The 26,438-nt window shown below is 58.8% G+C and carries 24 protein-coding genes; 12 read left to right on the top strand and 12 right to left on the bottom strand.

Translation table 11 applies throughout. From position 1 onward, the window contains the following. Positions 1-34: 34 nt before the first annotated feature. From AB8B29_RS28220 to AB8B29_RS28190, 7 genes are all read left to right on the top strand, one after another. Complete coding sequence (locus tag AB8B29_RS28220) at positions 35-550, top strand: hypothetical protein (protein ID WP_047561709.1); 516 nt, start codon at positions 35-37, stop codon at positions 548-550. Further along, entirely contained in the window at positions 547-1,722 is a 1,176-nt protein-coding gene (locus tag AB8B29_RS28215) for a class I SAM-dependent methyltransferase (protein WP_047561708.1), read from the top strand. Before AB8B29_RS28220 ends, AB8B29_RS28215 begins: the two co-directional genes overlap by 4 nt. Then, the gene (locus tag AB8B29_RS28210; protein ID WP_092574221.1) at positions 1,719-4,079 is read left to right on the top strand and encodes a SpoIIE family protein phosphatase; all 2,361 of its coding nucleotides are present in this window, start codon (positions 1,719-1,721) and stop codon (positions 4,077-4,079) included. Before AB8B29_RS28215 ends, AB8B29_RS28210 begins: the two co-directional genes overlap by 4 nt. A gap of 4 nt (positions 4,080-4,083) precedes the next feature. Beyond that, the gene (locus AB8B29_RS28205) at positions 4,084-4,638 is read left to right on the top strand and encodes a slr1658 superfamily regulator (protein WP_037191840.1); all 555 of its coding nucleotides are present in this window, start codon (positions 4,084-4,086) and stop codon (positions 4,636-4,638) included. 20 nt (positions 4,639-4,658) lie between these two features. Then, positions 4,659-4,997: a slr1659 superfamily regulator gene (locus AB8B29_RS28200; RefSeq protein ID WP_034512334.1), complete on the top strand. Its 339-nt coding sequence runs from the start codon at positions 4,659-4,661 to the stop codon at positions 4,995-4,997. 200 nt (positions 4,998-5,197) lie between these two features. Continuing rightward, positions 5,198-5,674: a transposase gene (locus tag AB8B29_RS28195; protein WP_092574223.1), complete on the top strand. Its 477-nt coding sequence runs from the start codon at positions 5,198-5,200 to the stop codon at positions 5,672-5,674. 362 nt (positions 5,675-6,036) lie between these two features. Continuing rightward, positions 6,037-6,582, top strand: coding sequence for a hypothetical protein (locus AB8B29_RS28190; RefSeq protein ID WP_312865302.1), 546 nt, complete (start codon positions 6,037-6,039; stop codon positions 6,580-6,582). 325 nt (positions 6,583-6,907) lie between these two features. Here AB8B29_RS28190 and AB8B29_RS28185 read toward each other — a convergent pair whose 3' ends face one another. The 3 genes from AB8B29_RS28185 to AB8B29_RS28175 form a co-directional block, all read right to left on the bottom strand. After that, a complete protein-coding gene (locus tag AB8B29_RS28185) occupies positions 6,908-7,171 on the bottom strand; it encodes a hypothetical protein (RefSeq protein WP_244655290.1) in 264 nt (87 codons plus the stop codon). A gap of 448 nt (positions 7,172-7,619) precedes the next feature. Next, positions 7,620-7,877, bottom strand: a complete 258-nt coding sequence (locus AB8B29_RS28180) for a DUF2934 domain-containing protein (protein WP_092574227.1) — start codon at positions 7,875-7,877, stop codon at positions 7,620-7,622. A gap of 272 nt (positions 7,878-8,149) precedes the next feature. Then, positions 8,150-8,491 (bottom strand): hypothetical protein, encoded by a 342-nt coding sequence (locus tag AB8B29_RS28175; protein WP_051963258.1) that lies wholly within the window; start codon positions 8,489-8,491, stop codon positions 8,150-8,152. A 145-nt stretch (positions 8,492-8,636) separates the two neighbouring features. Between AB8B29_RS28175 and AB8B29_RS28170 the strand changes: the two genes are divergently transcribed. From AB8B29_RS28170 to AB8B29_RS28160, 3 genes are all read left to right on the top strand, one after another. Continuing rightward, a complete protein-coding gene (locus tag AB8B29_RS28170) occupies positions 8,637-9,287 on the top strand; it encodes a UdgX family uracil-DNA binding protein (RefSeq protein WP_092574229.1) in 651 nt (216 codons plus the stop codon). A 63-nt stretch (positions 9,288-9,350) separates the two neighbouring features. After that, positions 9,351-10,493, top strand: a complete 1,143-nt coding sequence (locus tag AB8B29_RS28165; protein ID WP_081999543.1) for an HlyD family secretion protein — start codon at positions 9,351-9,353, stop codon at positions 10,491-10,493. Position 10,494: 1 nt separating this feature from the next. Beyond that, complete coding sequence (locus tag AB8B29_RS28160) at positions 10,495-12,102, top strand: DHA2 family efflux MFS transporter permease subunit (protein ID WP_092574231.1); 1,608 nt, start codon at positions 10,495-10,497, stop codon at positions 12,100-12,102. 10 nt (positions 12,103-12,112) lie between these two features. Here the strand turns inward: AB8B29_RS28160 and AB8B29_RS28155 are convergent, their stop codons facing one another. The 6 genes from AB8B29_RS28155 to AB8B29_RS28130 all read right to left on the bottom strand — a co-directional run bounded on the left by AB8B29_RS28155 (position 12,113) and on the right by AB8B29_RS28130 (position 19,578). Next, the gene (locus AB8B29_RS28155) at positions 12,113-12,991 is read right to left on the bottom strand and encodes an NmrA family NAD(P)-binding protein (protein WP_092574233.1); all 879 of its coding nucleotides are present in this window, start codon (positions 12,989-12,991) and stop codon (positions 12,113-12,115) included. A gap of 100 nt (positions 12,992-13,091) precedes the next feature. Continuing rightward, complete coding sequence (locus tag AB8B29_RS28150) at positions 13,092-13,955, bottom strand: helix-turn-helix domain-containing protein (protein WP_092574234.1); 864 nt, start codon at positions 13,953-13,955, stop codon at positions 13,092-13,094. Positions 13,956-14,380: 425 nt separating this feature from the next. After that, the gene (locus AB8B29_RS28145; protein WP_092574236.1) at positions 14,381-15,673 is read right to left on the bottom strand and encodes a DUF882 domain-containing protein; all 1,293 of its coding nucleotides are present in this window, start codon (positions 15,671-15,673) and stop codon (positions 14,381-14,383) included. A 258-nt stretch (positions 15,674-15,931) separates the two neighbouring features. Continuing rightward, positions 15,932-16,927, bottom strand: a complete 996-nt coding sequence (locus AB8B29_RS28140; RefSeq protein WP_092574237.1) for an ABC transporter permease — start codon at positions 16,925-16,927, stop codon at positions 15,932-15,934. Positions 16,928-16,956: 29 nt separating this feature from the next. After that, positions 16,957-18,498 (bottom strand): sugar ABC transporter ATP-binding protein, encoded by a 1,542-nt coding sequence (locus tag AB8B29_RS28135; protein WP_092574238.1) that lies wholly within the window; start codon positions 18,496-18,498, stop codon positions 16,957-16,959. A gap of 117 nt (positions 18,499-18,615) precedes the next feature. Then, positions 18,616-19,578: a sugar-binding protein gene (locus tag AB8B29_RS28130; RefSeq protein ID WP_037191814.1), complete on the bottom strand. Its 963-nt coding sequence runs from the start codon at positions 19,576-19,578 to the stop codon at positions 18,616-18,618. Positions 19,579-20,042: 464 nt separating this feature from the next. Between AB8B29_RS28130 and AB8B29_RS28125 the strand changes: the two genes are divergently transcribed. Further along, positions 20,043-21,113 (top strand): LacI family DNA-binding transcriptional regulator, encoded by a 1,071-nt coding sequence (locus AB8B29_RS28125; protein WP_244655298.1) that lies wholly within the window; start codon positions 20,043-20,045, stop codon positions 21,111-21,113. A gap of 315 nt (positions 21,114-21,428) precedes the next feature. Beyond that, entirely contained in the window at positions 21,429-22,079 is a 651-nt protein-coding gene (locus tag AB8B29_RS28120) for an HD domain-containing protein (RefSeq protein WP_037191811.1), read from the top strand. Between the two features lie 7 nt (positions 22,080-22,086). Here the strand turns inward: AB8B29_RS28120 and AB8B29_RS28115 are convergent, their stop codons facing one another. The 3 genes from AB8B29_RS28115 to AB8B29_RS28105 all read right to left on the bottom strand — a co-directional run bounded on the left by AB8B29_RS28115 (position 22,087) and on the right by AB8B29_RS28105 (position 26,250). After that, positions 22,087-23,049 (bottom strand): GlxA family transcriptional regulator, encoded by a 963-nt coding sequence (locus tag AB8B29_RS28115; protein ID WP_037191810.1) that lies wholly within the window; start codon positions 23,047-23,049, stop codon positions 22,087-22,089. 260 nt (positions 23,050-23,309) lie between these two features. Further along, the gene (locus tag AB8B29_RS28110) at positions 23,310-23,870 is read right to left on the bottom strand and encodes a GNAT family N-acetyltransferase (protein WP_037191807.1); all 561 of its coding nucleotides are present in this window, start codon (positions 23,868-23,870) and stop codon (positions 23,310-23,312) included. Between the two features lie 22 nt (positions 23,871-23,892). Continuing rightward, the gene (locus AB8B29_RS28105) at positions 23,893-26,250 is read right to left on the bottom strand and encodes an Orn/Lys/Arg decarboxylase N-terminal domain-containing protein (RefSeq protein ID WP_037191806.1); all 2,358 of its coding nucleotides are present in this window, start codon (positions 26,248-26,250) and stop codon (positions 23,893-23,895) included. Between the last annotated feature and the right edge of the window lie 188 nt (positions 26,251-26,438).

The following is a 26,438-nucleotide window of genomic DNA, read 5'->3' as shown; positions in this document are numbered from 1 at the left end:
TTTTCTGAGGCACATTTCATCTAGGAGGTTTCGCTTGAACACCACGGAAACGCCGGCAGATGCTGCCTTCGAGCCGATGCTCGAGCTGGAAATGAAGATGGCCGCCTTTACGGCGGATTGGCTGAACTGCGATCAATGCTCGACCTATGTCGCCGGTATGGTCAGTCTTGATCGTCACGATCCCATCCGCCACGCCAATGTGCTTTCGTCGGCCCTGAATGAGCTCTTCGAGATGTCGTTCCACGCTCGGGAGCGCGATGGTGCTTTTGTCTGTCGCTTCTACCGACGCGACGAAACGGAGCGGATAGAACTGACCTTTCCCTGTTCGCCTGAGAAACGTCGCTTCTACGATGCGGTCGTGACGGGCTTGAAGAGCGACGAGGCGCTTGCGAATTATCTCGATGTGATCACGAGTGGTGCCGCGCCAGCCGAGCATGCGATCCTTCTCGGTCTGGCCATCAACTACGACGCCGACATCACGCTCTTCTATAGGGATACCGGAATGTTGACCTTTGTCGTGGATCTGCCGCTCGAAAGGCTACTCAATTGAGCACCTATTCGTCCCACCGCTTCACGGCGCAATTCGACGTCAACAATCAGGAGTTCTCTCTCTGCGGAGTGCTCAGACCCCATTCGGTCTCGGAACTCGCCGATGATCTGGCCCTACTGCGAAACGGCGTCGAAACGGTGAAGGGCGTCTGCTATATCAATTTGAAGCGTGTCACCCATATGAACAACACGGCGTTCCGCGCCTTGGCGCATGTCCTCATCGACGCGACCCGCTCAAGGCCGGATATCAAGCTTACCGTGGTTGCGTCGAGCGTCGTCGCATGGGCGTCCCGGTTGTTCCGCCATCTAAACGATCTCTCGCCCAATATCACCGTCGAGATCTACGACTCTGCCTTCTATCCGGGTCAGACATTCGTCGAGAACCAGAGTTTCATCCCGATCCTCAGGACTCAAACCAAGATGACCTGGCGGCATGAGCGCGAGATATTGCCGCGCCACGGGCTTCGCGAGGGTATGCATATTGCCGATATTTGCTGCGGGATCGGCGATTTTGCGATGCTCTTGAGAAAGGACTTCAAACCGGCCCGGATCGTTGCACTCGACCACTCGATTCCAAGCCTCGCCTACGCCCGGACAGTGGCGGAAAATTTCGACGTCCAAGACATCGAATATACCTATGGTGACGCATCGCAGATGCTGTTCGAGAGCAACCAGTTCGACTTTGTGACCTGCCGGCACTCTTTGCAAATCTTCGACCGCCCGGATGTGCTGCTGCGGGAGCTCTATCGTATCTGCAAACCGGGTGGCAGGGTTTACATCACCAACGAGAAGAACTCCCATTGCCTTGGAGAGCCGAAAGCCGAGAGCATCCAGTGGACATATAACGAGGTTGCCAAGCTATTCGCTCATTTCGACATGGATGTCGAAATGGGACCGAAAGGTCGTCGCATGTTGTTGGATGCCGGTTTCAGGAACGTGCAGATGGAAAGTTTCATGGTGACCAATCTCGACGACGATCCCCAGGACTTCGCTGACATCATCACGGCATGGCGGAATGTCTATGCCGATGAGATGGCGGTCAGGAGAGGCGATTCACCTGAATTCATCGATCGGTTTAAACAGGGATTCGAGGACCACATCTTTGCCGCGCTTCACCCAAGAGGCTATGCCGGCTGGCCTATCTGGGCCTCATCGGGACAAAAGCCGCTATGACGATGCCACCAACCGCTAAACCGAGACTCGGTCTGCGTTCCTTTCGCGCCAAATTCCTCATCGTTGTCGGAGGTGCCGTCCTTTTCGACCTGCTGGTCAGCGGCGGTCTTGCACTTTGGAATGTGCAGCGTCTCTCCCGCAACGCGACCGCCCAAGTGGGCGAAGGCCTCGAAAAGGCGAGCCAGGATTATATCCGCTCCTATACCAATTCCACGGCCGCCCAGGTCGGTCTGCTTCTCGACCAGGTGCATTCCGATGTGAGCGCGCTGGCAGGGGTGCTCCAGGGTCAGATCGATCATCCCACAAGGAATGGAAATGTCGGCACAGCCTTGGCCAAAGCTGCCCCCGATGCCGTGACGGTGACCTACGATCCCGTTGGCCAGTGGGCGCAAAATCTTCCGGGAGGGCCCTCCGTCATCAGTGTTTGGGGTTACATGCTGGACAAGGACCACCATCCCTTTCCGCAGGTACAGGCCGACATTGAGACGAGCGCCATACTTGATCTTGTCGCTCCATCGCTGCTGCATAACGGCGCGTCGAAGCTGCAAATGTACTATATCGGTCCCAGGGAGCGCCCGATCTTCCGGACTGCGCCTTACACGACGCAGGCGCAGACTTTCGACCGGCTCTACCCAGGCCACAACAGTGCTGATTTCTGGACTTTCTTTTTTCCTGGCCTTTATGAATCCTGGCAGCAATGGGCTTTGTCTCCCTCGTCGCGGCCGGTTGCCAATTACATTACCCAGACCGCTCCCTACACGGACGCGATTACCGGAAAACTGATCGTCAGCTTCTTCCATCCGCTTTGGACAGCGGACAGGCATGGAGTGGCAGGTGCCGCCGGCGCCGATATCACCCTTACTCAGCTTGCCGAGATCGTCGAGAATGTGAAGGTTGCCCAAAGCGGCTTCGGCTTCTTGACCATGTCGAATGGAAATGTCGTCGCAATCAATCCGGTCGGAGAGAAGGCCATCGGTTTGCGAGCGGCGAATGACGCCGCCAACAAGGGCGTCACCGGTCTCGACCGCTCGCTGCGGAACAGCACGCAAAAGGCCATTGCGACCATGCCGCTTGATGCCGATGGTGCCATCCAGCACATCTCGCTCACCGAACACGGCGAAGAGGTTCCTTATCTCGTAGTCGTCAAGCAATTGCGTCCCACCAATCTCTGGGTGAGTGGGCCCATACAGCGCGAGGTCATGTCGCTTGGAATCGTCGTGCCAGAGCGCGAGATCTATGCTTCGCTGATTGCGGCCAAGGAGGAGATATCACGCGCGACCAACAGGATTTTGCTTTATCAGATCCTCGCGGTTCTCGTGTCGCTGATGATCGTCACCGCTGCGGTCTTTGCGGCGTCGAAGCGCATCACCGGCGGTATCAGCGCGCTGGCGGGTGCCGCCAAGCGCATCCAGGCAAAAGACTACTCCGTCAGGGTCGACATTCCAACCAGGGATGAGGTGGCTGAAGCCGGCGTCGCATTCAACCGGATGGCCGAGGAGATCAGCTTTCACACCGAAAATCTCGAGAAGCTGGTCGTGGAGCGGACGAAGGAGATAGAGGCGGCAAAGGAGGAGATCTCCACGCTCGCCAATCAGTTGAAGAGCGAGAACCTGCGCCTTGGTGCGGAACTCGATGTGGCGCGGCATATTCAGCGCATGGTTTTGCCGCGTGCCAAGGAGCTGACAGCCTTCAAGCATCTGGAAATCGCCGCCTACATGCGCCCGGCCGATGAGGTCGGCGGTGATTATTATGATGTCCTGCAGCATGGAAACAATCTGAAGATCGGTATTGGCGACGTGACCGGCCACGGGCTTGAGAGCGGCGTGCTGATGCTGATGGTTCAATCGATCGCTCGTGCGCTGCAGGAGGCCGGCGAAATGGATCCGGCAAAATTCCTGGCCGACCTCAACCGCACGATTTTCAAGAACATCGAACGAACGGAGACGGACAAGCACATCACCTTATCCTTCCTCGACTATGACGGTAAGAGATTGACGATATCGGGCCAACATGAGGATATGATCATTATCCGCCAGAACGGCGAGGTCGAGCGCATAGATACCGGCGACCTCGGTCTTCCGGTTGGCCTCGAAGCCGATATTACGCAGTTCATCGACACGCGGGAAGTATCGTTTGAGAAAGGTGATATGGTCGTCCTACATACGGATGGCGTCACCGAAGCTGAAAATCCCAGCGGCGAACTGTTCGGCTTCGAGCGGCTTTTGCAGGATGCGCGTCGCTTGCATGGCGGAACCGCGGAAGAGGTAGTCAAGGGGATACTCGACGATCTGATGGCCTACATCGGCACGCAAAAGATTCATGATGACATTACCCTCGTCGTCATGCGGCATAGGTGAGAGCATGACAGTCGTACTATATGGCCAAGAAAATCTCGTTTCTTTCGATACAAGCCAAGCTCTGCGGCTTCGCCTGCTTGACGGACCGCTACGGCTCGCGTGGCGGCATTCAGCTATAACCTCGGACTTTATCGCAGAAACGATAGCGCTCGGCTTTCGGTCTTCCGAACGCCACTACAAGACCATAAGGCATGACATAGGCTATCTTACGAATGAGCTGATCGAAAACGCCATCAAGTTTCGCACTTCCGGTGAGATCGTTATCGAGGCTCTGACGGATGCCCATAACTTTAGAATGCGGATAGCGAACTTCGTCGACGACGATACTACCGCTCGATTTCAACAATTGTTGTCGAGGGTGATAGCCGGCGATCCGAACGAGCTCCTCATAGAACAGATCGAGGCGGCTGCGCTTGAAGGTGGCAACACATCCGGATTGGGACTGTTGACTTTGATGAGCGATTACCAGGTTCATCTAGCCTGGCGTTTCGAGGAAGATCGGCCGCACAGGCGAACTAAGCTGGAAACCTATGCTGCGATGGCAATTGCGCTATCGTGAACCCGCGAGAGGCATGTTGTATGGAAATCAAAGAAGAAGCGTTCCGCGTCTGGTCCGAAGGCAGCACCTTGTATTTTGATGGAACCATGCGCCTGGCGGGTCCGGATGCCTATGCGCCGGTTTATGATCTGGCTAAAAAAGTGCTCGACGAGGGCGGTGGCAAGGCTACTTTCGATCTGACCGGCCTGCACTTCTTGAATTCTTCTGGTATCAACTTGCTTGCCAAACTGACGATCGAGGCGCGCAAGCATCCAGACATTCACCTTACCGTTTGCGGCTCTTCACAGATTCCATGGCAGATGAAGTCACTGCCAAATCTGAAGAAGCTTCATCCAAGCCTGGATCTACGTCTGACATAGTGGCCTCAAGCAATGAGCTAGGCCAAGTGATGTTGACGTCACATATTCTGACGTGCCCGGCACACATTTTATCCGCAAGGGCTGCATGACCACGCAGCATGGGTCCCGGATCAATCATCCGTAGAGCACCGGGCTGGCGGTTGAGTTGACTCTGTCGTTCACTCGGCAGACAACAGGCAATGGCTAAGGAGGAAACACTGATGGCTGACGAGACTAACACGGGACCGCTTGCTGCAGTTACGGGGATAGAGGCAGAGGTGAAAACGCCGAAGGTCAAGAAGCCGAGAGCGCCACGGCGCCAGAAGGCGGTTGCCACACCGGTTCAGGCTGAAGCAAAGGCGACTGATGCAACGTCGGCTGTGCCAGCTGCAAAGCCCAGGAGATATAGCGAGCAGGAAAGAGGCGAAAAGCTCAAGCTGATAGGAACGCAGGTCGCCGGGGGTACAAGTACGCTCAGGGACGCGATCAAGAACGCCGGCATATCGGAGCAAACCTACTATCAGTGGAAACGGACAGTGAAGGCCGTTGACCAAGGAGGGGATAAGCCTGTTTCGGTCGGCAACGGGTTGGCCGATCTCGTTCAACTCGAAGAAGAGAACCAAAGGCTTCGCAAGATTCTGGCGGAAAAGCTGCGCGCAGAAAATGCGGAGCTGCGCAAGAGGCTCGGACTGGACTAATCCAAGATCGGAATGGAGTGGGCGGTCAGTCTCTCCATTGAGTGCCGGACATTGTTTGACGCCGGCATTTTGTAGGCTCGCCTCCAGCGAGCTCCATCAAGGTGGACAATCGAAAAGACAAATGTTTCGCTTGTGGAATCACGTCAGCTACGAGACTGTTGATGCGCTGGGCAAAACGTCGCCCTTGCGCTCCAACCAGTTGAAGCGCGCGGTGAGGAGCTATATTTGTCCGCCAGCAAAATACAGCGGCGCCGATCGGCGTCGGTTTTTCACCAGTTGCTTAAGGTTGGGAATATATGAGAACGCCACAACGGAGTTTCGTTGTTGAAGTCAAGTCGGGGCGACGACAGTCAAAGACACGGGTGAGCTCGATTTGGGGAGACACTGACCTCAAGGCTCTGGCCCGCGAAGTCCATGATAAGCCATCGCATCCGTTCAGCTCGAATGACGTATCCGGCACGCCGGATGCGGGTGAAGACAAGCTACCTGATCCGAGCAATGCGGGTTCTGTCGGCGAAGATGCGGAAGATCTCGATGTTGCACAAACGTTGATACCGTCGACCGTGGCTACGGAGTTTGACGCGCCGAAGCAGCAGGCGGATCGCCCGAACGTCGAAGCTGTCGCACAGATGCAGGAGAGCGAGCCGGCACCGCAGCCTCAAGCGGCTTCGGCGCGCGCTGCGAGGAAACGCACCAGGCACGGCTCCACTCATGCGAATGCGCAGGCTTCCACGGGTGCACACGAGAAGCAAAGCGCGCGATCCGCGACTTTCGAGGATCCGACTTCCTTGGACGAAGTGACCGCGCTTGAGGCAGAAAACAAGCGGCTCAAGAGGCTGCTGGCTGAACAGCTTCGAGCCGAGAATTTGCGGCTTAACAAGATGCTTGAGCGGTTTGATGTCACATGAGGAAACCGCGTCCTTCAATGGCCGTGGCGTTTACCCTGCTGATGTATCCTGAGTGTTCCTCAGCTTGATCGTATAGCAGCTGAGGGGCTTGGTTATGATCGGTATCAATAGCCGCTATCATGGACGACGCCCATAATCTCTCCGCGGCGGGATACGCTCACCAGGAGATTGTCGTCGCCTCGCGTTGCCTCGACCAGGTAGCGAATTTCGACGTGATTTACGTTTTTTACGCGATAGCCACGGCCCCCAGGAGACGGATCACATCGTCCGGACCGAAGTTGCCGCGGCGCTCTCCCCACCTGTTACGCGCATCGTGATGGTTGTTTCAGGCATGAAGGAAATTCTGCTCCGTGTCATCCTGGGCGGAATAGTCGTCCGACGACTGATCCTGGTGAATGACGACTTGAGCAAGTGCCGGGGTGATAGGGCCAATTATCGTGGCGGCAGCCAGGCCCAGCGTGATGAAGGCAGCCTTCATGGGTATAATGAAGGCTCGTAAGTCATGTCCGCGGCCACGGCAGGCACCGCGGAAGAGAGAGCCAAGGCGGCGATAGCGAATATCCTGAAATGCATTATTGAGATGCCTCATCTTTGTTCTGCAAAAGAGAGGGCACTTGCGAAACGCATCAGCCCGCCTCGTGACGAGTCACTATGTGCCGGGCCCATGTTGCGGAGAGGAATCCGAGGCCACTTCGTGTCCGCCTCATCAATCGCGTAAGGAAGACTCTGCGCTCGCAGTTTGATCCAGATTTTCGATCAGCCGCTTCCCAGATGGTTCCTGTGTAGCCTTCGTAAGCACGATGCAGCTACTCCGACCGTCGAGCCGACGGCGGAGGGATTGAAAATTGCGCCATCGAACGGCTCGGCTCCGACACCTATGCCTATGTCGTTCATGGTGGCTATCAACTGACGACCGTCCGGCTGCCGGGCAATGTTCAACTAAGCGTTGGCCAGTCTGTCAGTCTCACCATCGCTCGGGAGCAATTCCATCTTTTCGATAGAGACGCCCATTGCATTTCGGTGAGCCATTAGGCCGGCTATGAAATACGATCTGCCATGATGCGCTCGTCTCCGTCTTCTGGTTGCAAAGCTTGATCCGGATTGGGAGGAGTTGCCTTCTGTCGAAATCTAAGAAGCAACTCCTCTCCATCTACGGACGCTCGCGAACGCTCCATGATATCGCGCTCGGCAGCAGCTTGCTTCCAATGTTCCTGATCGCATCCAGACGGACGCCCGGCCGCTTCCCAGATGGCGTAAGCACGCTTGCTAATCCATGCAAATCTGTCGTCAGCCATGTTTGCTCTTCCTCTGGCAACGTGGAACCTTGATTGAAGGACAGCCGGTCCAATGGGCTGCGGCTTCATGATGCTATGCTTGATTTTTCCATCACATACGCATTGTGCGCGCCGACGACGAAGACATCGTGAACGTCCGTCTCTGTCATGATGTCTTTCGTCGGTCGGTTGCCCTCCGAACTCTGACCCGCACCAATTGTTCCCGAGTGTTCCGCCTGGAAGTGCACATGCCGGCTATGCCAGTGCCTGGACGGTCAACCAGGCTCTCTCCCTCACTCGCGCTCGTCGAGGTCGATCTGGCCTTTCTCAGCCAGGATCGGCAGGGCGATGTTGTGCTGCTGCTCGTTCACCTGCACGGTCACCAGCGTTCCGCCGCGTTCGAGAGCTGTGGCATAGGCGGCGCGCTGCTTCTCATGGAAGAAGATTCCCGTCAATGCGTCGAGAAAGCCGAGATGGTCGATAGGGTCCGTGTCAGGGCGGTTACCCGGCGTCATGGTGACGGCATCCTTGGGTATGCCGGCATCCATCAATGCTTCGGCCGCAGCCTCCGCATCATATTCATCGTCGAAGAACGCGGTCAGCGTGTAGGAGCCGGTCTTGCCTTCGCTGCTCATAGTATCTCCTCCATGTGCATGATTTCTTCGTCATAACGAAGATCGGAGGTGAGGGTTCCCGAGTAAAGAAATCGGCCGGCATGGAACAAAAAGAACCGCGATCAGTTCGTCTTGCGATAGCTTTTAAAACCGTTGCGAGCCCCCAATGCTCGAAAAACTTCCTTTGTCCATCACTGGCCCGTCGCTCGCGCGCGATCATGCCGAAGCGGCGACGCTCGATGATCTGCGCCGCGATGCAGATGCCTGTATGCGCTGCGATCTCTATCGCGATGCGACGCATCTTGTCTTCGGCGAGGGGCCGCAGAATGCGGAGATCGTACTTGTCGGCGAGCAGCCCGGCGACAAAGAGGATCTGGCAGGCAAACCGTTCGTCGGGCCGGCTGGCCGTCTTTTGGATCAATGTCTGGAAGAGGCTGATGTCGATCGGGGCCGCTGCTACGTCACCAACGCCGTCAAGCATTTCAAATACCAGATGCGCGGCAAGAAGCGTCTTCATGCAAGGCCCAATGCCGGGGAGGTGCAGCGTTGCGCCTGGTGGCTGGGGGCTGAACTTGAGCTCCTGAAGCCGAGGCTGGTGGTGGCGCTCGGTGCAACAGCGGTATCCTCGCTGCTCGGCTCGAAGATCAAGGTCATGCGCGACCGCGGTCACATTATTCGCCCAGCAGGGGAGGTTGATATTCTGGTGACCATTCATCCCTCGGCGCTTTTGCGGATCAGGGAGCCGGACGAGAAGGAAAGAAGTCGGCTCGCCTTCATTCGAGATCTGAAGAAGATCCGAAGTTTTCTGCGGCATTGACCACCGCCATCTGCCTATCAGCCGGGAACCGAACCGTGCAGGACAACAATCAAAGGTCATGTCATGGCTGACAATCAACCCAATATCATGGAAACCAAGCCAAATCGGCCCAAGCAGAAGATCCCCGCGAATGCGGATAGTCCAACCCCTGCGCCGGAAACGAAGCGGCCGTCTTTCATCCGTCGCCACCCCTTCTGGGTTTTGTGCGGCATTGTGGCGCTGGCGGCCTCGATCGTTGCGTCGTGGTTTGCCTGGCGGGTCTATTTCTATCCCTACGAATCGACGGATGACGCGTTCGTCGATGCACGCAGTTTTTCGGTTGCCGCCAAGGTCTCCGGCTATGTGGCGGTTGTTCCGGTGACCGATAACCAGCATATGCAAGCTGGCGACGTCATCCTGAAGATCGATCCGCGCGATTACCAGATCGCACTCGATCAGGCGAATGGGCAGATTGAAGTCGCCAATGCCTCGGTCCAAAGCACCAGCGCACAAATCGACGCGGCCGACGCTGCTATCGACGTGGCAAGAGCGCAACAAAATTCGGCAACCGCGGCCCTTCAATATGCGCAGCAGGAAGCCAATCGTCAGCAGCAGCTGGTCAAGAGTGGATCAGGCAGCGTGCAGTCGGTGCAACAGGCAACCGCGACTTTGCAGCAGGATCAGGCGAGCCTTGCACAGATGCAGGCGAACGTCACGTCGGCGCTGAAGAACAAGGCGGTCTCGGAGGCCCAGAAATCCAGTGCGCTTGCCAGCCTCAAGCAAGCCCAGTCGCAGGCCGAGGAGGCGCAACAAAACCTGAGCTATACGACGATCACCGCAGCCCAGCCGGGTCGCGTCGTTCGCCTCACCGGCGCCAAGGGTCAATATGTCGAGGCGGGGCAGGCGATCTCGATGTTCGTTCCCGACGAAATCTGGATCACCGCGAACTTCAAGGAGACACAGCTGACGGACATGCGGCCGGGCCAGCCGGTGGATGTGACGCTCGACGCCTATCCCGATCACACGCTGCACGGCAAGGTCGCCTCCGTCCAGCCCGGTTCCGGCACGGCGTTCTCGCTGCTACCCGCTGAAAACGCCACCGGCAACTATGTGAAGGTTACCCAGCGCGTGCCGGTCAAGATCATCGTCGACACATGGCCTGCCGATGTCGCCATCGGTCCCGGCATGTCCGTGGTCCCGACGGTTACGGTTCGCCCGAGGAACTGAGATGAGCGGGGCAAGCTCAGCCGCCGGCGGGACAGGAGTTGCCGCCCACGCCACCAATCCGTGGCTGATCGCGATCGTGGTGTCGCTTGCGACCTTCATGGAGGTGCTGGACACCACGATTGCCAATGTCGCGCTGCGCTATATCTCCGGCGGTCTTGCGGTTAGCTCCGACGAGGCATCCTGGGTGGTGACGACCTATCTGGTGTCCAACGCCATCGTGCTTGTTGCCAGCAGCTATCTTTCCGAGCGGTTCGGGCGGCGACGGTTCTACCTCCTGTGTCTCGCGACATTCACGATCGCCTCTATCCTGTGCGGTCTTTCCTGGAACCTGCAGACATTGCTGATTTTCCGGGTCATCCAGGGGTTTGCCGGTGGCGGTATGATCCCGACCTCGCAGGCCATCCTCGCCGATGCCTTTCCGCCGGCAAAGCGCGGCCAGGCCTTCGCGCTTTTCGGCGTGGCCGTCGTGGTCGCACCGGTCGTGGGTCCGACGCTTGGCGGCTATCTGTCGGACAACTTCTCCTGGCACTGGTGCTTCCTTATCAACGGTCCTGTCGGCGTTTTCGCCTTCGCCCTTGTCTACATCTTGTTGAAGGAGAGCCCCGAGACGGCGCAGAAACGTCAGGAGTTCCGAAAGAAGGGAGTCCGTTTCGATCTCGTCGGCTTTTTGCTGGTCGCGACCTTTCTAGGCTCGCTCGAACTTACCCTCGATCGTGGGCAGACGGAGGATTGGTTCGGTTCCGGCTTCATCATTGCGACGACGGCGATATGTATTTTGGCGTTTGCTCTCGCAATTCCCTGGGTGCTGACGAAGGCCAACCCGATCGTCGATGGATGGCTGCTTGGCACCCGGCAATTCGGATCCTGTTTCATCGTGATGATGGCAACCGGCGCGATCCTGATCGCTACCACACAGTTCATTCCGCAGGTCGTGCAGCAGAACTATGGATACACGGCAACCTGGGCCGGTTTGGCGCTGTCGCCCGGCGGCCTCGTCACCATGGTGATGATGTTCGTCACAGGTCGCCTGAATTCGTTGATCCAGCCGAAATATCTGATCGCCGTCGGCGCGGCGATTATCGCGATGTCGATGTGGCAGCTGACGCGGCTTTATCCCGGCCTGAACTTCGGTTTCTTCGTCTGGTCTCGCCTCTATATCGGCCTCGGCCTGCCGCTGATCTTTATCCCGATCACCTCGGCCTCCTACTATGGCCTCAGACGGGATCAGACCAATCAGGCGTCTGCCATGATCAATGCTGCCCGCAACATCGGCGGCTCTATCGGCGTCTGTATCGCTTCCAACGTGCTGGCGCATCGCCAGCAATGGCATCAAAGCCGGCTGGTGGAACATATCGTGCCGTCCTCGCCCGCCTACCACGAAACGCTGCAGACAATGTCGCGCTATTTCGCGGAAAGAGGAGCAACGACGGCGGATGCCACAGCCCAGGCGACTGCCTGGATCGGCCAGCAAGTGCAAACCCAGGCAAGCTTCCTGGCCTATATTGATGTGTTTCACGTGCTGATGCTGGTAGTGCTCTGCGCCATCCCGCTCGCTCTGATCCTCAGCAACGTCAACCTGAAGGAAGGCGGCGGTGGAGGAATGCATTGAGGCTGTAAGCTCACCTTTGTGCGCCGAGAAGCGGCCGCAGCGCGTCCACCAACTCAATCTTGCCGCGGCGGATCTCGCCTACATCGCTTTCCGCATCTATCCTGCCGGCATTGTGGGCGACATAAAGCTCGACCAGCAGCCGTGCATAGTCCTCGGAAAGACCCGCTCGTATCAGCACGGTCCGCCATTCCGTTTCGGGCAGCGGCTGGGCGACGACGTTGCGGCCGGCCAGAAGGCCAATGGCGGCGGCGACGTCATTTGGCGTGTAGCGTCTCGGACCCTCAGCGTGGACGATTCTGAGTTTTGCGTTACTGTTATCCAGCAGCAGTTCGGCTGATATCGCCCCCACATCGAAGGCAGAGACGGTGGGGAGCAGCTTGGTCAGCGGATGATAGAAGCTTGGCAATCGGCCACTTTCGGCGGCGGCTTTTGCAAGACGTGACCAATTCTCCATATGTTCGGCCGATCGCAGGAGGATAAGCCTGGAAGGCAGCTTTCGCAGCCGCGTCTCCAACGCGTGAAAGATCAAGGTGACGCCTGTGCCGGAGCTTTGCTCCGCGCCGTAGTCGGAGATGGCGAGGACGAGCTGAGGGTTGGCTGCCGCCAAAGCCTCGCCCAGTGAATCGATCAGTTGCAACATTCGCGATTGCGCATGCTCCGCACGAATATCGACCGGGCAGATGACCTGGACGGCGCGGGCGCCATTCATTGCCGTCGCCAGGGCCCGGCGATCATGCAGGTCGGCAATGGCGATCTCGCAGCCGAGGTCGGAAAACTCCCGCGCTTGCGAGGGATCGCGCAGCACGGCGCGGACCGGCGCCCCGGCTTTGCGCAGGGCGGCAATAGTCGTGCGGCCGATTTTCCCAGTGGCGCCTAGAATGACGTGCATCGTGTCTTCTCCTGTTCGTCTGCCAGCAAACCTATCCATTGACGCACGCTGGTTCGCGCAGGTTCGGACAGCCTATTGCAGGTTCGGACGACAATCGATGTCAGGAATGCATTCGGGTTATCATGCCGGGCGTGAGCCCGAGAATGCGCCGCATCCAGTGCGCCATGTGGCTTTGGTGGGCAAAGCCGGTCTCCAATGCGGCCTGAGCGACGGGTATGTTTGCAGCCATAAGAAGCAATCTGGCGCGCTCGACCCGGCGCGTCAGGACATATCTATGGACCGGCATGCCGAAGGTGGCGCGAAACAGTGGTTTCAAATGCGATACACTGAGCCCTGCGACCGCGGCGAGATCGGCAAGAGACAATGATTGATCGATATGATCCTCGATGAATTCCGCGAGACGTCGTTGTTGTCGGCTGGTCAATGTCGCGCGTGCGTCGGCAGGCTCGAACCGCTTTTGCCCGTCGCTTTCCACCAGGCGGATTGCGAGAGCCATGCCCAGCATGTCCGCATAAGTCCTGTCGGATGGTATGATCGCCTCGATCTCCGCCTTGATGGCCCAGGCTATCGACTCGATCCGTGGATCACGAAGCTGGAATTTAGGTGCCAGCGAAACGGTTTCCGGATCCCGGCCGAGCTCGCGGGCGGCGGCATTGAGGAGTTCCGGCCGGATGTTCAGCCGCAGAATGGTGCAATCGCGATCATCTTCCCACCAGCCATCCAGTCCCGCGGGAACGACGTCGATATCGCCGTGTTTCTGCTGCCGGCGATAATGCCGGCCGTCGCACTGGCAGTGGGCATTCACGGCGCGTCCAAAATGAATGCCCAGCCGGTGCGTTCGCGATCCGGGCACATGTGTGCGGCCGGCCTGAATATGCAGGAACTCTGCCTCCAGACCTGTCCAGCCGCGATCCCTGCTGGAAAGAAGGGTACTGGCGGCATTGGCGTTGCTGAACCGATCCATGATGTCGTCTTCCGGCTAGATCCGACGCCCACAGTCTGGGGCGACCTTATTTCTCGAATATAGGGACGCCCGCGCATCCGGTCGAGCCGTGTTCTAGCTCCTTATAGATCTGGGAGAGGTTGCCGATCGGATGGGTGAGAAGCTCGCCTGCCATTTCGTTGGCTATGGAGAGAAAGCGGAAAAATCTCCATATTCTTCGGTGCCATCGCGTCCGCTTGGCACGACCTGCAACCTCATGAGGCTAACGTCGGACTGAGCGCGATGTTCCGATTTGAGCATGTAGGGATCGGTGAGCTCATCCTTGGTGACGATCCAGGGCCCGAGCACATTGACACCGCCGAAGCTCTTGCCCTTGGAGCCGCGCCTTTACGAGGTAACGCGGGCACTCGGGTTTTCACGCGCAAAACCGCGGCCGCGAGCGAAGTTCAGCCCTCGAAGCCAAATCTTTCGCTGTCGAATTTATCCTCGGCAACCGCGGAAGCACTGTGCCCGGCGTCTGTTGCATCTGCTTCCATGGGGAGCGGCGCACCGACCAGATCGGGAAGCGTCATTTCCATCGCAGTGCCCGGAGGCTGCAAGGCCCATGCGACAAGGGCCCCTGTGGACATGGCACCGACCCCGGCCGATACCTCCTGTGCGGCGGTGGTCGGCAGATCCGCCATGGGCTGCATCCTCGCCATGGCATCGTTCAGCGAAGCTCCCGAGCGATCCGCAACGAGCAGGTTGCCCGCATCGTTGCGTCCCACCACCAGGCTCGCAAGGGCCGTGGGGACGGTTCTTTCAGGGGCGGATGTCGGGATCACCACGATGCTGTTCGGTCGCGAAGCCGGCAGTGGGACGGTATAGGATGCGAGGTCGGCGAAGGGTCGAATTTCATTCTCTTCCGCTATCCGTTTGCCGAGTTGAAGCTCCAGTCCATTGCCGGCCCGGCTTCGCGGCGTCGGCAGCATGGCGGTGACAAGGCTTCTGCCGGCCAGAGGGTCGGAGGAGGTCGCCGGGGTTTCGGCGTCATCGTCCTCATCCGCAATGGCCGCAATCCTGCTTCCCGCCAGGCGGACGCGTTTCTTTGATTCCGCGACCGCGACTTCGTAACCCGGCAGCGGCCTTCCATCTGCTGGCAGATGCATGGTCTGCCCCGTTGGAAAGAGCCGCGCGAGCTCCTGGCGCGACATTCTGGGCCAGGCACGGACATTGCCGACGTCCAGATGCACGAACGGCGATCCGGATGTCGGATAGAAGCCGACGCCGCCGACCTGCATCTGCATGGCCACTGCGCGCAGGGTCGCAAGCTTCACGCCCGGTATGTAGAAGTCCATCGCCTTGCCAAGCGTGTGCTGGCTGTGTTTCGCGACACCGGAACTCCGCGATCGGTTTCGCAGCATGCTGTTTGTCGAAGGCGAGCGATAGGCCGAGACGACGTGAATGGGTTCCCTTGCGCCACTGCGGCGATAGACTTCCCAGACCAGATCGAGCAAGTCCGGATCGATCCTGGTCGGCTCGTTCTTCCGCCAATCGCGCAGGAAGCGGTTGATCTGCGCCAGGCCCTTCGGATCGAATTTGCCGCCCCGCTTGAAGACGATGGTTGCCCGTTCGCCGGTATGCGTGAAGAAGAGCTTGAGTGCTCGGTCGTCTGCCGCTGCCTGCGCAGTTCCGGCTAAAGCGCCCAGCACCAGCACTGCAATCAGCGCCACTCGGCAAGCGACGAAGGACAGGGCCATTGCTAAAGTTGTCGTCGGAATGGAAAGGATCGCTAGGTGCACGGATACGACTTTCGCCCTTGGTAAAAGACACAGGAAATCAGAGGCGCCGCATCTGCGACATCGCTTTCGCTACAATTATGGTCAACAAATGCCTAACGGATGGTTTATGGCGCATAGACGCGACGTAAACCGTCGGCCTGGCGCTGCGGAAGCAGGCTGGTTCCGGTCCGAGCAGCATCGGCCTGCGCGGCTAATCGGGCCTAAAGGTGACTGCGCTTACTCGGCGAGCAGCCGCGCGTCAGGCCGGCGGGCGGCCGATATCAGGAGCCGCCTTGCGCGGATTGCGGTCCATTGCTGGTCGATCAGCACCCCAATCAGGATAACGCCGCCCATGACCGCGAAGTTGAGCGAGGAGGGGATGCCGAGAAGATTGACGAGGTTCTGCAGCTCCTGCAGCAGGATCGTGCCCAAGACCACGCCGATCAGAGATCCTTCGCCGCCGCGCAGCGAAAAGCCGCCCAGCACCGCCGCTGCAATGGCGTAGAGCTCGTAGAACTGCCCATGGCTCGCCGGCGAGATCGAACGGGTGTACATCGCGAAATAGATCGCGGAGAGCGCCGTCAGCACGCCGCATATGACATAGGCGATCATCACCATCTTGGCGGTGCGAATGCCGGAATATTTCGCGGCTTCCTCGTTCTTGCCGATGGCATAGAGATAGCGTCCATACACGGAGCGATGAAGGACGATCCACATGACGGCCGCGATAATCACCAGCGCGATGAAGGTGTTTGGCACGCCGTAAAATCGGCCGGCGGTCAGGAATTCCAAGTCGGGAAAGTTTTGGCCGAAGGCGAAACCTGCCGTGCCATCAGCCGTATAGAAACGCGCCGCCCCGCGATAGATCAACAAGCCGCAAAGAGTGACGACGAAGGGCTGGAGGTTGAGCCGCGTAATGAGCCAGCCGTGGATTGCACCGAAAATGCCACCAAGGATCAGGATCACTGGCAGCGCGATGGGCCAGGGCATGTTCTGGACGGCGACGAAATCGATGAAGAGTACGCCGAGGAAGGCAACGAGGGAGCCAACGGAGAGTTCGATCCCGCCGGTGATGATCACGAAGGCTTGCCCGATCGATAATATCCCGAAAAGGCCGATGAGATTTGACGTATTGGCCAGGTTGATCGGCAGAAGGAACCGCGGATTGATGATCGCGACGACAATGCCGACGGCGATGATCAACAGGAGCAAGCCCAGATCTTTCTTACTCATCGTATATCCATTCGATTTGGCCGCAGCCGTTAGTGTATCGCCTTGCCGACGGCCAGCAAAAGCACGTTTTCCTGACTGAACTTATCTTTCTCGAGTATCCCGGCGATTTGCCCCTCATGCATGACCGCGATACGGTCGGAGACGCCGATGACCTCCTCCATGTCGCTTGAGATCATCAGGATCGCCACGCCGGCGTCGGCGAGTTTGCGCATCAGGCCGTAGATTTCATTCTTTGCCCCGATATCGATGCCGCGGGTCGGTTCGTCGAAGATCATCACCTTCGGATTCATCGATAGCCACTTGGCCAGGACGACCTTTTGTTGGTTGCCGCCCGAAAGCGTGCCGGTGCGGGTCGACACGGAAGGCGCCTTGATACCAAGCCGCTTGCCCTGGATTTCCGCGGCGGCATTTTCCCGCTCCGACGAAACCATGAACCGAGACGCGTGAACGGGAAGATTGGGCAGGGATATGTTCTGCGAGATCGGCAGATCGAGAAGGATGCCGTTGAGCTTGCGGTCCTCCGGCACCAGGAAAATGCCATTGGCGACCGCTTTCGTCGAAGAGGTAAGCTTGACGTCTTTGCCATCAAGCGCCGTGGAGCCGCCATAGTTTTTGTCGATCCCGAAGAGCACACGAGCGAGCTCCGTTCGGCCCGATCCGACGAGGCCGGCCAGCCCAAGGATCTCTCCATAGTTGATGGCGAGATCGACCGGCCGGGTCGGATAAGCGGCGGTGCGAATGGCCGTGACCTTCAGCGCGACATTGCCCGGCGGCCGGTGGGCTTCCGCAACACGCGCGGTCAGTGCCCGGCCGATCATCAGCTTTACCATCCGGTCGTGATCGATCAGGTTTTTGGGGAGCGTCCCCGCGAGCGTTCCGTCTCTCAGAACGATGACGCGATCGGCGACGCGCTCGACCTCATGCAGGCGGTGGGAAATGAAGATGACGCTGATGCCATCTGCCTTGAGCGCCGAGATGACGGCAAGAAGCTTTTCGGTCTCGGCAAGCGGCAAGCTGGATGTCGGCTCGTCAAGGATCACAAGGCGAGCGTTGATGGACAGCGCCTTTGCGATCTCGACCATCTGCTGTTGAGCAAGCGACAGCGAGGCCACCGGCGTGTCCGCCGAAAAATTCGCGCCGACGCGCTTCAAGAGCGGCGCGACCATCATGCGCAGGCGGCGTCGGTCGACAAGCTTCAGGGGGCCGCCGCGCAGCGGCTCGCGGCCGAGGAAAATATTGGCTGCAACGTCGAGATTTTCGAACAGGTTGAGCTCTTGATGCACAAAGGCAATTCCAGACGCGATGCTGCTTTCAACGCTAAGGGCAGCATGTTCCGCTCCGTCGAGCAGAATGGTTCCGCGGTCGGGCTTTACGACGCCACCCAGGATCTTCATCAGCGTCGATTTGCCGGCGCCGTTCTCGCCGACGAGCCCGATCACTTCGCCGGGGCTGACATCCATCGAGAAGTCATCAAGCGCAACGACGCCAGGATAGGTCTTGCCGATGCCCGAGAGGCTGAGAAAGGGCGCCGTCGTTTCTGTTGATACCAGTGTGTCTGATCGTTGGTTCATAACGGATATAGAGCCTGCAGGATATGCGATGCGGCTTGAATGCCGATCTCAGCTTCGCGCGCGATCAAGGTGTAACAGCGCCGGATCAATGGCCGGCGCTGTTACAGGAGATGATCTTCAGTTGCCGGCCATCGCCTTCAAATTTGCGGCATAGGCGTCGACGTCATCCTTGCCGATAATCTTCGTCGGGATGATGATCAGCTTTCCAGCAGGAATACCCGATTTGTCGCCCTTCAGATAGGCGGCCATCAGTTTCATGCCCTGATAGGCCCACAGGTAGGGCTGCTGCACCACCGTGGCGGCAATCGTGCCTTCCTTGACACCGCCGAGCGTGATCGGATCGTCATCGAAGCCGACGACGGTGATCTGGCCGAGCTTGCCCGCTTCGCGCAGCGCCTCGTAGATGCGTGGCGTATTGTAGGAATAGAAGCCGACCATGCAGGTGACGTCAGGGCTGGCAACAAGTGCATCCTCGACGTTCTTCTTGGCTCTGGTCTGGTCGATATCGTCGCCGCGCACGTCTGTCAGCTCGATCTTCGTGCCGGCGATACCGTCCTTCATGCCCTTGATACGCTCCTTGGCATTGTCGGCACCGAGCAGGCCGACGAAGCCGATGCACTTGCCACCGTTCGGCATGGCCTTTTTGGCGATTTCGGCAGCTTGCTTGCCGGCATCGACATTCGACGAGCCGATATAAGCGACGCGGTTCGTATCCGGCGCATCGCTATCAGTCGTAAACAGGGCGGTCTGCGAGCCGATCTTGTTCAGGCCATCCGTCGAGGTCTTGGGATCGACAGCCGAAACCATGATGCCCTTGACGCCAGCTGAAACCAGGTCTTCCATCAATCGCTGCTGAATCGCGACGGAAGACTGCTCGGGATATTTCAGTTCCAAGTTGAAATCCGGCAGCTCGGCCTGTGCCTTCTTGACGCCGGCTTCGGCGGCCTTCCAGAAGTCGGACGCGCCGTTGACGACGAATGCCAGCGTCGGCTTGTCGGCAGCATAGGCGACCGTGGCCGTTGCATAGCTCAGCATCAGCCCTGCCGCAAAGGCGGCAGCACCACGTGTTACGTATTTCATGATAATCCTCCCATAGACCCGTTAGCAGGATCCAGTTGCAACTCGCGGCAGACCGGTCCTGAACCCCCTCCTAGGGCCTCTCGCAAGCGAGACACGGCACGTCCAACCACGCGGTCAACGGTATACAACTAATTTCAATTAGTAAATAGTATTACCTTAATGACCATGGGGCATTTCCTCCGACGTTGCGACACAAGTGTCGTTTTCCATCAAGCTTTTGGGCAAAGGACGGCTTTGATACGTTGACAATTCGCTATTCTACCCTTCGACAGTTGCCGAAATCCTCTCAACAGTGCTAATAAAAATTAGCGCGGGGCAAGGCGGTGGGGAAATGTCCGCCAGTTTCGCTTCAGGGGAGACGAGATATCGCTATGAAAAGAACAATCGCCGCAGACGGTGGGCAAGCGGCCGACGGCAACACGGCGCCGAAGCGGAAGGGCCGCCGTCTGGGCAGCAGGGTTACGATGACAGACATAGCCAAGGCTGCCGGATGTTCGCAGGCTGCCGTCTCTTTCGTCCTCAACAATACGCCCGGCATGCGCCTGTCACAACAGACCCGCGACAGGGTCATCGAAGCGGCCCGTCAGCTCGGTTATGTCGCCCCGGTGTTTACCACGCCGCCGGCGCTTGCATCCCAGTCGAAACTGGATGGCGTCATCGGCTTTGCGGTCGACCAGCTTGCAACCAGCCCGGAGGCGGTCGTTGCCATAGAAGGCGCGCGTCAGGCGTCGTGGAATGCCGGCAATGTCCTGCTCGTCGCCCAGACGATGAGCGATCCGGTCATGGAGCCGCGGGCAATAAAGGCGCTTACCAATAGCGGGATTTCGGCCCTTATCTACATGACGATATTCACCCGCGAGGTGGAACTCCCCGACTATTTGTACGACCTCAATATTCCGCTTGTTCTCCTTAATTGCTACACCTCGGACTATGCGTTTCCGGCGGTCATCCCGAGCGAAATCGCGGGCGGCCAGACGGCCACCCGGCATTTGATCTCGCACGGCCATCATCGGATCGCGACGATCACCGGCGAGCCATGGATGCAGGCGGCTCAGGACCGGCTGACGGGCTATCGCAGGGCTCTGGCAACGGCCGACATTCCATTCGACCCCGAACTGGTGATCGAGGGCGACTGGTCGGCGAGTGCCGGCTATTCCGCGACGATGAAGTTGCTCTCGCTTGCCGAGCGCCCGACTGCAATCTTCTGCCAGAACGACCGCACCGCCATCGGATGTTATGAGGCTCTCAAAGAGGCGGGGCTGCATATCCCGAAGGATATGTCAGTGATAGGTTACGATGACGAAGACATTTCCCGTCATCTCGTGCCTCCTCTGACGACCTCCGTCCTTCCGCACATGGCAATGGGCCAATGGGCGATCGAACATCTTGAGACAGCGATATTGCCGCGGGAGCGCCGTTATCAGATTACCAAGCTGGAATGTTCGCTTGTAAAACGGGCGTCCGTCGCTGCCCCCGCCGGTGTGCATGCGATTGCTGGCGCAAGGGCGGCCAATCGCAGAGCGCGAAAAGTCTGATGCATTGGCAGCTCGGCTTTCCCGGAAAGACGAGATCGCTCTCCACATCGGTGGATTGTCTAGGGGCTAAGCCCATTGGCCGCCAAGCCACAGCATCGCTTCATCGGCAATCCTGAACTGCACGGCGACTTCTTCAGCATATGCCATCGGCCGAAAACGGGCTCGAATTGGCAGGAACCGCCCCCTCGGATCGATTGCCGAGGGCGGGTGCCGACTGCCATGTTGCGGCCAACGAGACGGTTCGCCCCGCAGCCTTTTCAGCACCCGGCAACCTCGATCTCGGTATCGTTCAATCTTTCTCAAAGGAACCCATCGATGGCAGACGAACCGAAGATGATCGCGGGCATCGCTATCCCGGACAGCGCAATGACAAGGGCCGCAACCGAGCTGGTACGGGATACGGAAACGGATCTCCTCTACCACCACTCGCGTCGCGTTTTCCTCTTCGGCGCCCTGGCGGGCAATCGAAAGGGGCTCGGTTATGATCCGGAGCTTCTCTATATCGGCGCCATGTTCCATGACATGGGCATCATGGACGAATATGCCAGCGAGACGGACCGCTTCGAGGTCGACGGCGCAAATGCAGCCCGAGCGTTCCTGACCTCCTATGACGTCTCCGAGCGCGATGTCGATGACGTCTGGGATTCGATCGCGCTTCATACCACTCCCGGGATCCCGCAGCACAAGAGACCAACCGTGGCGCTCGTGACCGCCGGCGTGGAAATGGACGTGCTGGGCATCGGCTATCATGACGTCAGCGATGGCCAGCGCGAAGAAGTTTGCCGTTGCCATCCGCGCGGGCTGAAGTTCAAGCACGGCATCCTGACGTCCTTCTGCCTTGGCACGATCCGTAAGCCTGAAACGACGTTCGGCAACGTCAAGGCCGATGTGCTTTCCAAGATGGACCCGACCTACAAGCGCGGAGATTTTGTCGAGATGATCCTCAGCTCTCCGTGGGAAAGTTGATCGGGCTTCACTTCGGAGCCTTGAACTGATCTCGGTATTGCACCGGCGAGATGCCGAGATTTCGTGCAAAGACCTGACGCATGCGCTTCGGGTTGCCGAAGCCGCATTCGTACGCGATCACTTTGAGAGGGTCGTCCGTTCGCTCGAGCATGTTGCGCGCGGCGTCGATGCGGGCCTTTTCGAGGAATTCGGCTGGGGGATGTCCCGTGCCGGCAACGAATGCCCGCGCAAAGCTGCGGACGCTCATGGAGGCGGCAGTGGCAAGGTCCGCCACCGAGAGCCGCTCTCTCAGGTTGGACATGACAAACGCAGCCGCAACGGAGATCGGAGATTTCTCGTCCGAGAGCGTTTCCACATAGGGGCTGAACTGCGATTGGCCGCCCTGACGCTGGGCCACGACGACCAGTCGCTTTGCGACAGAAAGCGCCAATGCTGATCCGTGATCGTCGCGGATCAGCGACAGGGCAAGGTCGATGCCGGCCGTCACTCCGGCGGAGGTAATCATCGGCCCGTCGCGCAGATAGATCCGGTCGACTTCAACATCCGCCTTCGGAAAGGTGGATGCAAGACGCCGCGCATTTTGCCAGTGCGTGGTAACCTTGCGCCCATCGAGAAGCCCTGCCGCTCCCAGACAGAATGCCCCGGTGCAAACCGAACCGAAGATCCGACTGGCGGCGGACAGGCGGCGGACGCAATCGATCAGGTTTTGCGGGAACTCGGTATCCGGAAGGGCGGGGCCGCCCGCGATCAGGAACAGGTCGTAGGGCCCGGCTGCTTCGTCATAGGATAGATCCGCGACCAGCGTCATGCCATTCGATGCGCGAAGGGGAGCTCGGTCGGGACCAATCAATGTCACCTGGTATCCATCGTCGCCGGTGAGAAAGACGGTCGCCTCGGCGAAGACATCGAGAGGTCCGGCCACATCCAGCATCTGAACGCCGGGAAAAATCAACATTGCTACCGTACGCATCCGCATCCCCATCACGCCCCTTGGCCACTTTTGGGTGCGTAAAGCCAATGTAAAATCGGCCACGGCTAAAATGCCAGCATATTCATGATGGTCCGCTCAAGGCAGCCGCTTGCCGCGTACCGGCTCGAACAGATGCGCTTTCTTCACATCAATCTTGAGCGAGACGGACTGGCCTGGCGACACCGAGGGGCGGTCCCTGACGGCCGCGACTCCTGGGATAGAGATGTCAGCATACTCATCGCGCATCATTCCCGTTCGTTTCAGCGGGTTGAAAGCGCTGGCGGCGGCGGCGCAGCGGTTGTGCCGGAGCCGAGCGAGCGCTGGACCATCACGCTGTCGGCCCAGCGGCCGTAACGATAGGCGACGCCTGGCAATAAACCAACGCGCGCGAAGCCGAACCGTTCGTGCAGGGCGAGCGAAGCAACGTTATCGGCATCGATATAACCGATCATCTGCCGGAAACCGGCGGCTGCGCAGGCGTCGATCAGCCCGCGCATGAGCAGGCTCCCAACGCCCTGGCCGATATGGTCGTGATGCACATAGATCGAGTGCTTGACGGTGTAACGATAGGCCGGGCGTTTGCGGAACAGCACCACATAGGCGTAGCCTACCACCACTCCGCCTTTGATCGCGACGACATGGGGGAAGCGGCGGTTCTTCAAATTCTTGCGCCGCTCCCGCAGATCGTCCGGTTGCGGCGTGTCGCTATCGTCCACCCCATCCTCGATGCCGCGGCGAATATGGCGGCGATAGATCGCCAACATGGCATCAACGTCGGTTTCCCGGGACGGGCGAATGACGATTGTTTTGTCCTGCTCCATGATCGAACCCGAATTTCCCAGCCTATTCGGCAACGACATAGGTATAGAGCCGGACGCGGCCAGATGCATCGGTCTCGCGATAGAGCCCTTGAATCTCCACCTCAAATCCGGGGAAGGTGTTGAAGCTGGTCTCAAACATCTTGAGATAATCGATCATGGGTTGTGCCTTGTCCGTCAAGCGTTCGCCCGGCACAATGGTGGCGATGCCCGGGGGATAGACCACGAACGGCGTTGTCGCGATGCGGCCGGCGATGGCGTCGATCGGCAGATACTCCACATCATTGCGCACCAGGCAGCGCGCCGCATCATGGGGCGAGAGGACGATCGGCGGTAGGTGCGCAGCGGAAAACTGCATTGCCTGAAGCGCGCTGACATTGGCTTGGCGGAAGAAGCGGTGCATTTCTCCGCACAGATCGCGTAGCCGCACCCCTGCATAGCGGTCCGGCCGGCGGCGATAGAATTCGGGGATTGCCTCCTCCAGCAGCGCATTGTCGTCGTGGAGTTTTTTGAAGGCGACGAGGCCGCTGATCAACGTACCGGCTTTACTGGCTTCCACGCCGGGGGTGAGGAGGAACAGCAGGGAGTTGAGGTCGTTCTTCTCCGCCACGATACGGTTTTCCCGCAGATATTGCGCGACCACAGGCGCTGGGATGCCATGCTCGGCATAGGTGCCGTTCGCCCGATCAAAGCCCGGGGTGAGCAGGGTGAGCTTGTTGGGATCTGTCATGGCGAAGCCCGGTTCCATGCCGGAAAACCCGTGCCATGCCGCATCGGGAGTCAGGTGCCAGAAGGCAGGATTGGTGGCGAGTTGATCGGTGGTGACGCTCTCCCAAGGCACATCATGCGCCGCACCGGGGCTGGACACATCCGGGATCGCCACCCGGTCGGGCACGAAAGGTTCGAAGAACCAGCGACGCTCGGGGCGATGCTCCTTTTCCTCAAACTCGCGTCGCACGGCCCGGATCTTCTTGCGCAGCTCGATGCCGAGACGGATCGTGTCGTCCCACAACACCACGCCCGAGCGACCCTTCATCATCTGCGCGCCCACGTCGAGCGAGGCAAACAAGGGGTAGAAGGGCGAGGTCGAGGCGTGCTGCATGAAGCTCTCGTTGAACCGCCGATGCTCCACGCGGCGCTTCTGGCCGGAGATATGCCGATCCTTCATGTGTATCTGGGACGCCTGCGAGAAGCTCGCGAGCTGTTTATGGGTAGATTGCGTGGCGATGATGCCCGGCGCGTCGGGGCCAAGATCACCAAGGCCCATGGCAAAGCGTCCGGCATATAGCGGGTGAAATTTCATGAAGCCCGCCCATGCCTCGTCGAAGAGGATATAGTCGCACAGGTGCCCGATGCGCTTGAGGATCATCTCGGCATTGTGGATCGTGCCGTCATAGGTGCACTGCTCCACCACCGCGACGCGGAACGGACGCGGCTTCTTATAGGCATCGGGATCTTTCACCAGCGGATGAGTACGGATGCGCTCTCGCAGGGCCTCCTCGTCCAAGGCTGAGAAATCTATCGGACCGATCAGCCCATGGACGTTGCGTTTGGTCGGCAGGTAGACCGGAATGCCGCCGGAGATCATCAGAGCGCCATGATGGGCGGCTTTGTGGTTGTTGCGGTCGAACAGCACCAGATCGCCGTCGGTCACGAGTGCGGAGAGCGCAACCTTGTTGGAGGTGGAGGTGCCGTTCAGTACGAAATAGGTCTTCTCGGCGCCGAAGATCTTGGCTGCCTCCTTCTGTGCAGCAAGTGCCGGCCCCTCGTGGGTCAGCAGGTCGCCGAGGTCGAGCACCGAATTGTCGAGATCGTCGCGGAACACCGCTTCGCCCAGATGCTCCATGAACACCCGACCGATGGGGCTGCGGCTGTAGAACACGCCGCCATTGTGCCCAGGGCAGGTCCAAAGCTGGTTGCCTTCCTCGGCATAGTCTACCAGCGCGCCGAAAAACGGTGTCTTCAGCGTCTCGGCATATTGCTTGAGCCGGCTGATAAGGTTCTTGGCGATGAAGGCAGGCGTTTCCTCGGAGAGGAAGACATAGCCGTCGATGAAGTCGAGCACCTCCACCGGCACGTCCTCGAAGCGTTTACGGCGGATAAGCAGGATGATCGGGAATTCGAGGCCGCGGCGGCGCATCAAATTGATGAGAGAGGCAGTCTTGCCCTCGAGCCCCTTCTTGCCCCAATCGACCATCATGCAGCCGATGGCGGCGTCCGTCTGTACGGCGATCTCTGCGTCTTCCAGATTGCGCGCGCGCACAACCTCGAAACCTGAGCGTTCGATTTCCTCAACGATCTGGTTATAACGGGTTCCTTCCAAATCCTCGTTGTCGAAGGCCGGCGTCGCGAACAAAAAGTTAAAACGTCTGAAATATTCCATCTGGCCACCCGTTCTTGATTCGGCACGAGGTGTCGACGCATTTCATGACATGGTTGTGACAGGGTACCGAATGTCCGAGAGACCGCAACAGTCTTTTCGGAGACAGAGCCGTGAGGACTGCAAATCTCCGCACTTGGCGCGAAGGGACAGCTATCTCTGTGAAAAAGCATCGAAGAAAGACCCCGTCG

Source organism: Rhizobium sp. 11_C7_N12_5 (assembly GCF_051811145.1).
Classification (GTDB): Bacteria; Pseudomonadota; Alphaproteobacteria; order Rhizobiales; family Rhizobiaceae; genus Rhizobium; species Rhizobium lusitanum.
Note: the sequence above shows the minus strand (reverse complement) of the source record. Positions and strands in the feature narration are given on the sequence as shown.

Coding starts and splice junctions, on each gene's coding strand:
- AB8B29_RS28210 (WP_092574221.1), top strand. CDS start 1,719: ATGACGATGCCACCAACCGCTAAACCGAGACTCGGTCTGCGTTCCTTT.
- AB8B29_RS28205 (WP_037191840.1), top strand. CDS start 4,084: ATGACAGTCGTACTATATGGCCAAGAAAATCTCGTTTCTTTCGATACA.
- AB8B29_RS28200 (WP_034512334.1), top strand. CDS start 4,659: ATGGAAATCAAAGAAGAAGCGTTCCGCGTCTGGTCCGAAGGCAGCACC.
- AB8B29_RS28195 (WP_092574223.1), top strand. CDS start 5,198: ATGGCTGACGAGACTAACACGGGACCGCTTGCTGCAGTTACGGGGATA.
- AB8B29_RS28185 (WP_244655290.1), bottom strand. CDS start 7,171: ATGAGGCATCTCAATAATGCATTTCAGGATATTCGCTATCGCCGCCTT.
- AB8B29_RS28180 (WP_092574227.1), bottom strand. CDS start 7,877: ATGGCTGACGACAGATTTGCATGGATTAGCAAGCGTGCTTACGCCATC.
- AB8B29_RS28175 (WP_051963258.1), bottom strand. CDS start 8,491: ATGAGCAGCGAAGGCAAGACCGGCTCCTACACGCTGACCGCGTTCTTC.
- AB8B29_RS28170 (WP_092574229.1), top strand. CDS start 8,637: ATGCTCGAAAAACTTCCTTTGTCCATCACTGGCCCGTCGCTCGCGCGC.
- AB8B29_RS28165 (WP_081999543.1), top strand. CDS start 9,351: ATGGCTGACAATCAACCCAATATCATGGAAACCAAGCCAAATCGGCCC.
- AB8B29_RS28160 (WP_092574231.1), top strand. CDS start 10,495: ATGAGCGGGGCAAGCTCAGCCGCCGGCGGGACAGGAGTTGCCGCCCAC.
- AB8B29_RS28155 (WP_092574233.1), bottom strand. CDS start 12,991: ATGCACGTCATTCTAGGCGCCACTGGGAAAATCGGCCGCACGACTATT.
- AB8B29_RS28150 (WP_092574234.1), bottom strand. CDS start 13,955: ATGGATCGGTTCAGCAACGCCAATGCCGCCAGTACCCTTCTTTCCAGC.
- AB8B29_RS28145 (WP_092574236.1), bottom strand. CDS start 15,673: ATGGCCCTGTCCTTCGTCGCTTGCCGAGTGGCGCTGATTGCAGTGCTG.
- AB8B29_RS28140 (WP_092574237.1), bottom strand. CDS start 16,927: ATGAGTAAGAAAGATCTGGGCTTGCTCCTGTTGATCATCGCCGTCGGC.
- AB8B29_RS28135 (WP_092574238.1), bottom strand. CDS start 18,498: ATGAACCAACGATCAGACACACTGGTATCAACAGAAACGACGGCGCCC.
- AB8B29_RS28130 (WP_037191814.1), bottom strand. CDS start 19,578: ATGAAATACGTAACACGTGGTGCTGCCGCCTTTGCGGCAGGGCTGATG.
- AB8B29_RS28125 (WP_244655298.1), top strand. CDS start 20,043: ATGACAGACATAGCCAAGGCTGCCGGATGTTCGCAGGCTGCCGTCTCT.
- AB8B29_RS28120 (WP_037191811.1), top strand. CDS start 21,429: ATGGCAGACGAACCGAAGATGATCGCGGGCATCGCTATCCCGGACAGC.
- AB8B29_RS28115 (WP_037191810.1), bottom strand. CDS start 23,049: ATGCGTACGGTAGCAATGTTGATTTTTCCCGGCGTTCAGATGCTGGAT.
- AB8B29_RS28110 (WP_037191807.1), bottom strand. CDS start 23,870: ATGGAGCAGGACAAAACAATCGTCATTCGCCCGTCCCGGGAAACCGAC.
- AB8B29_RS28105 (WP_037191806.1), bottom strand. CDS start 26,250: ATGGAATATTTCAGACGTTTTAACTTTTTGTTCGCGACGCCGGCCTTC.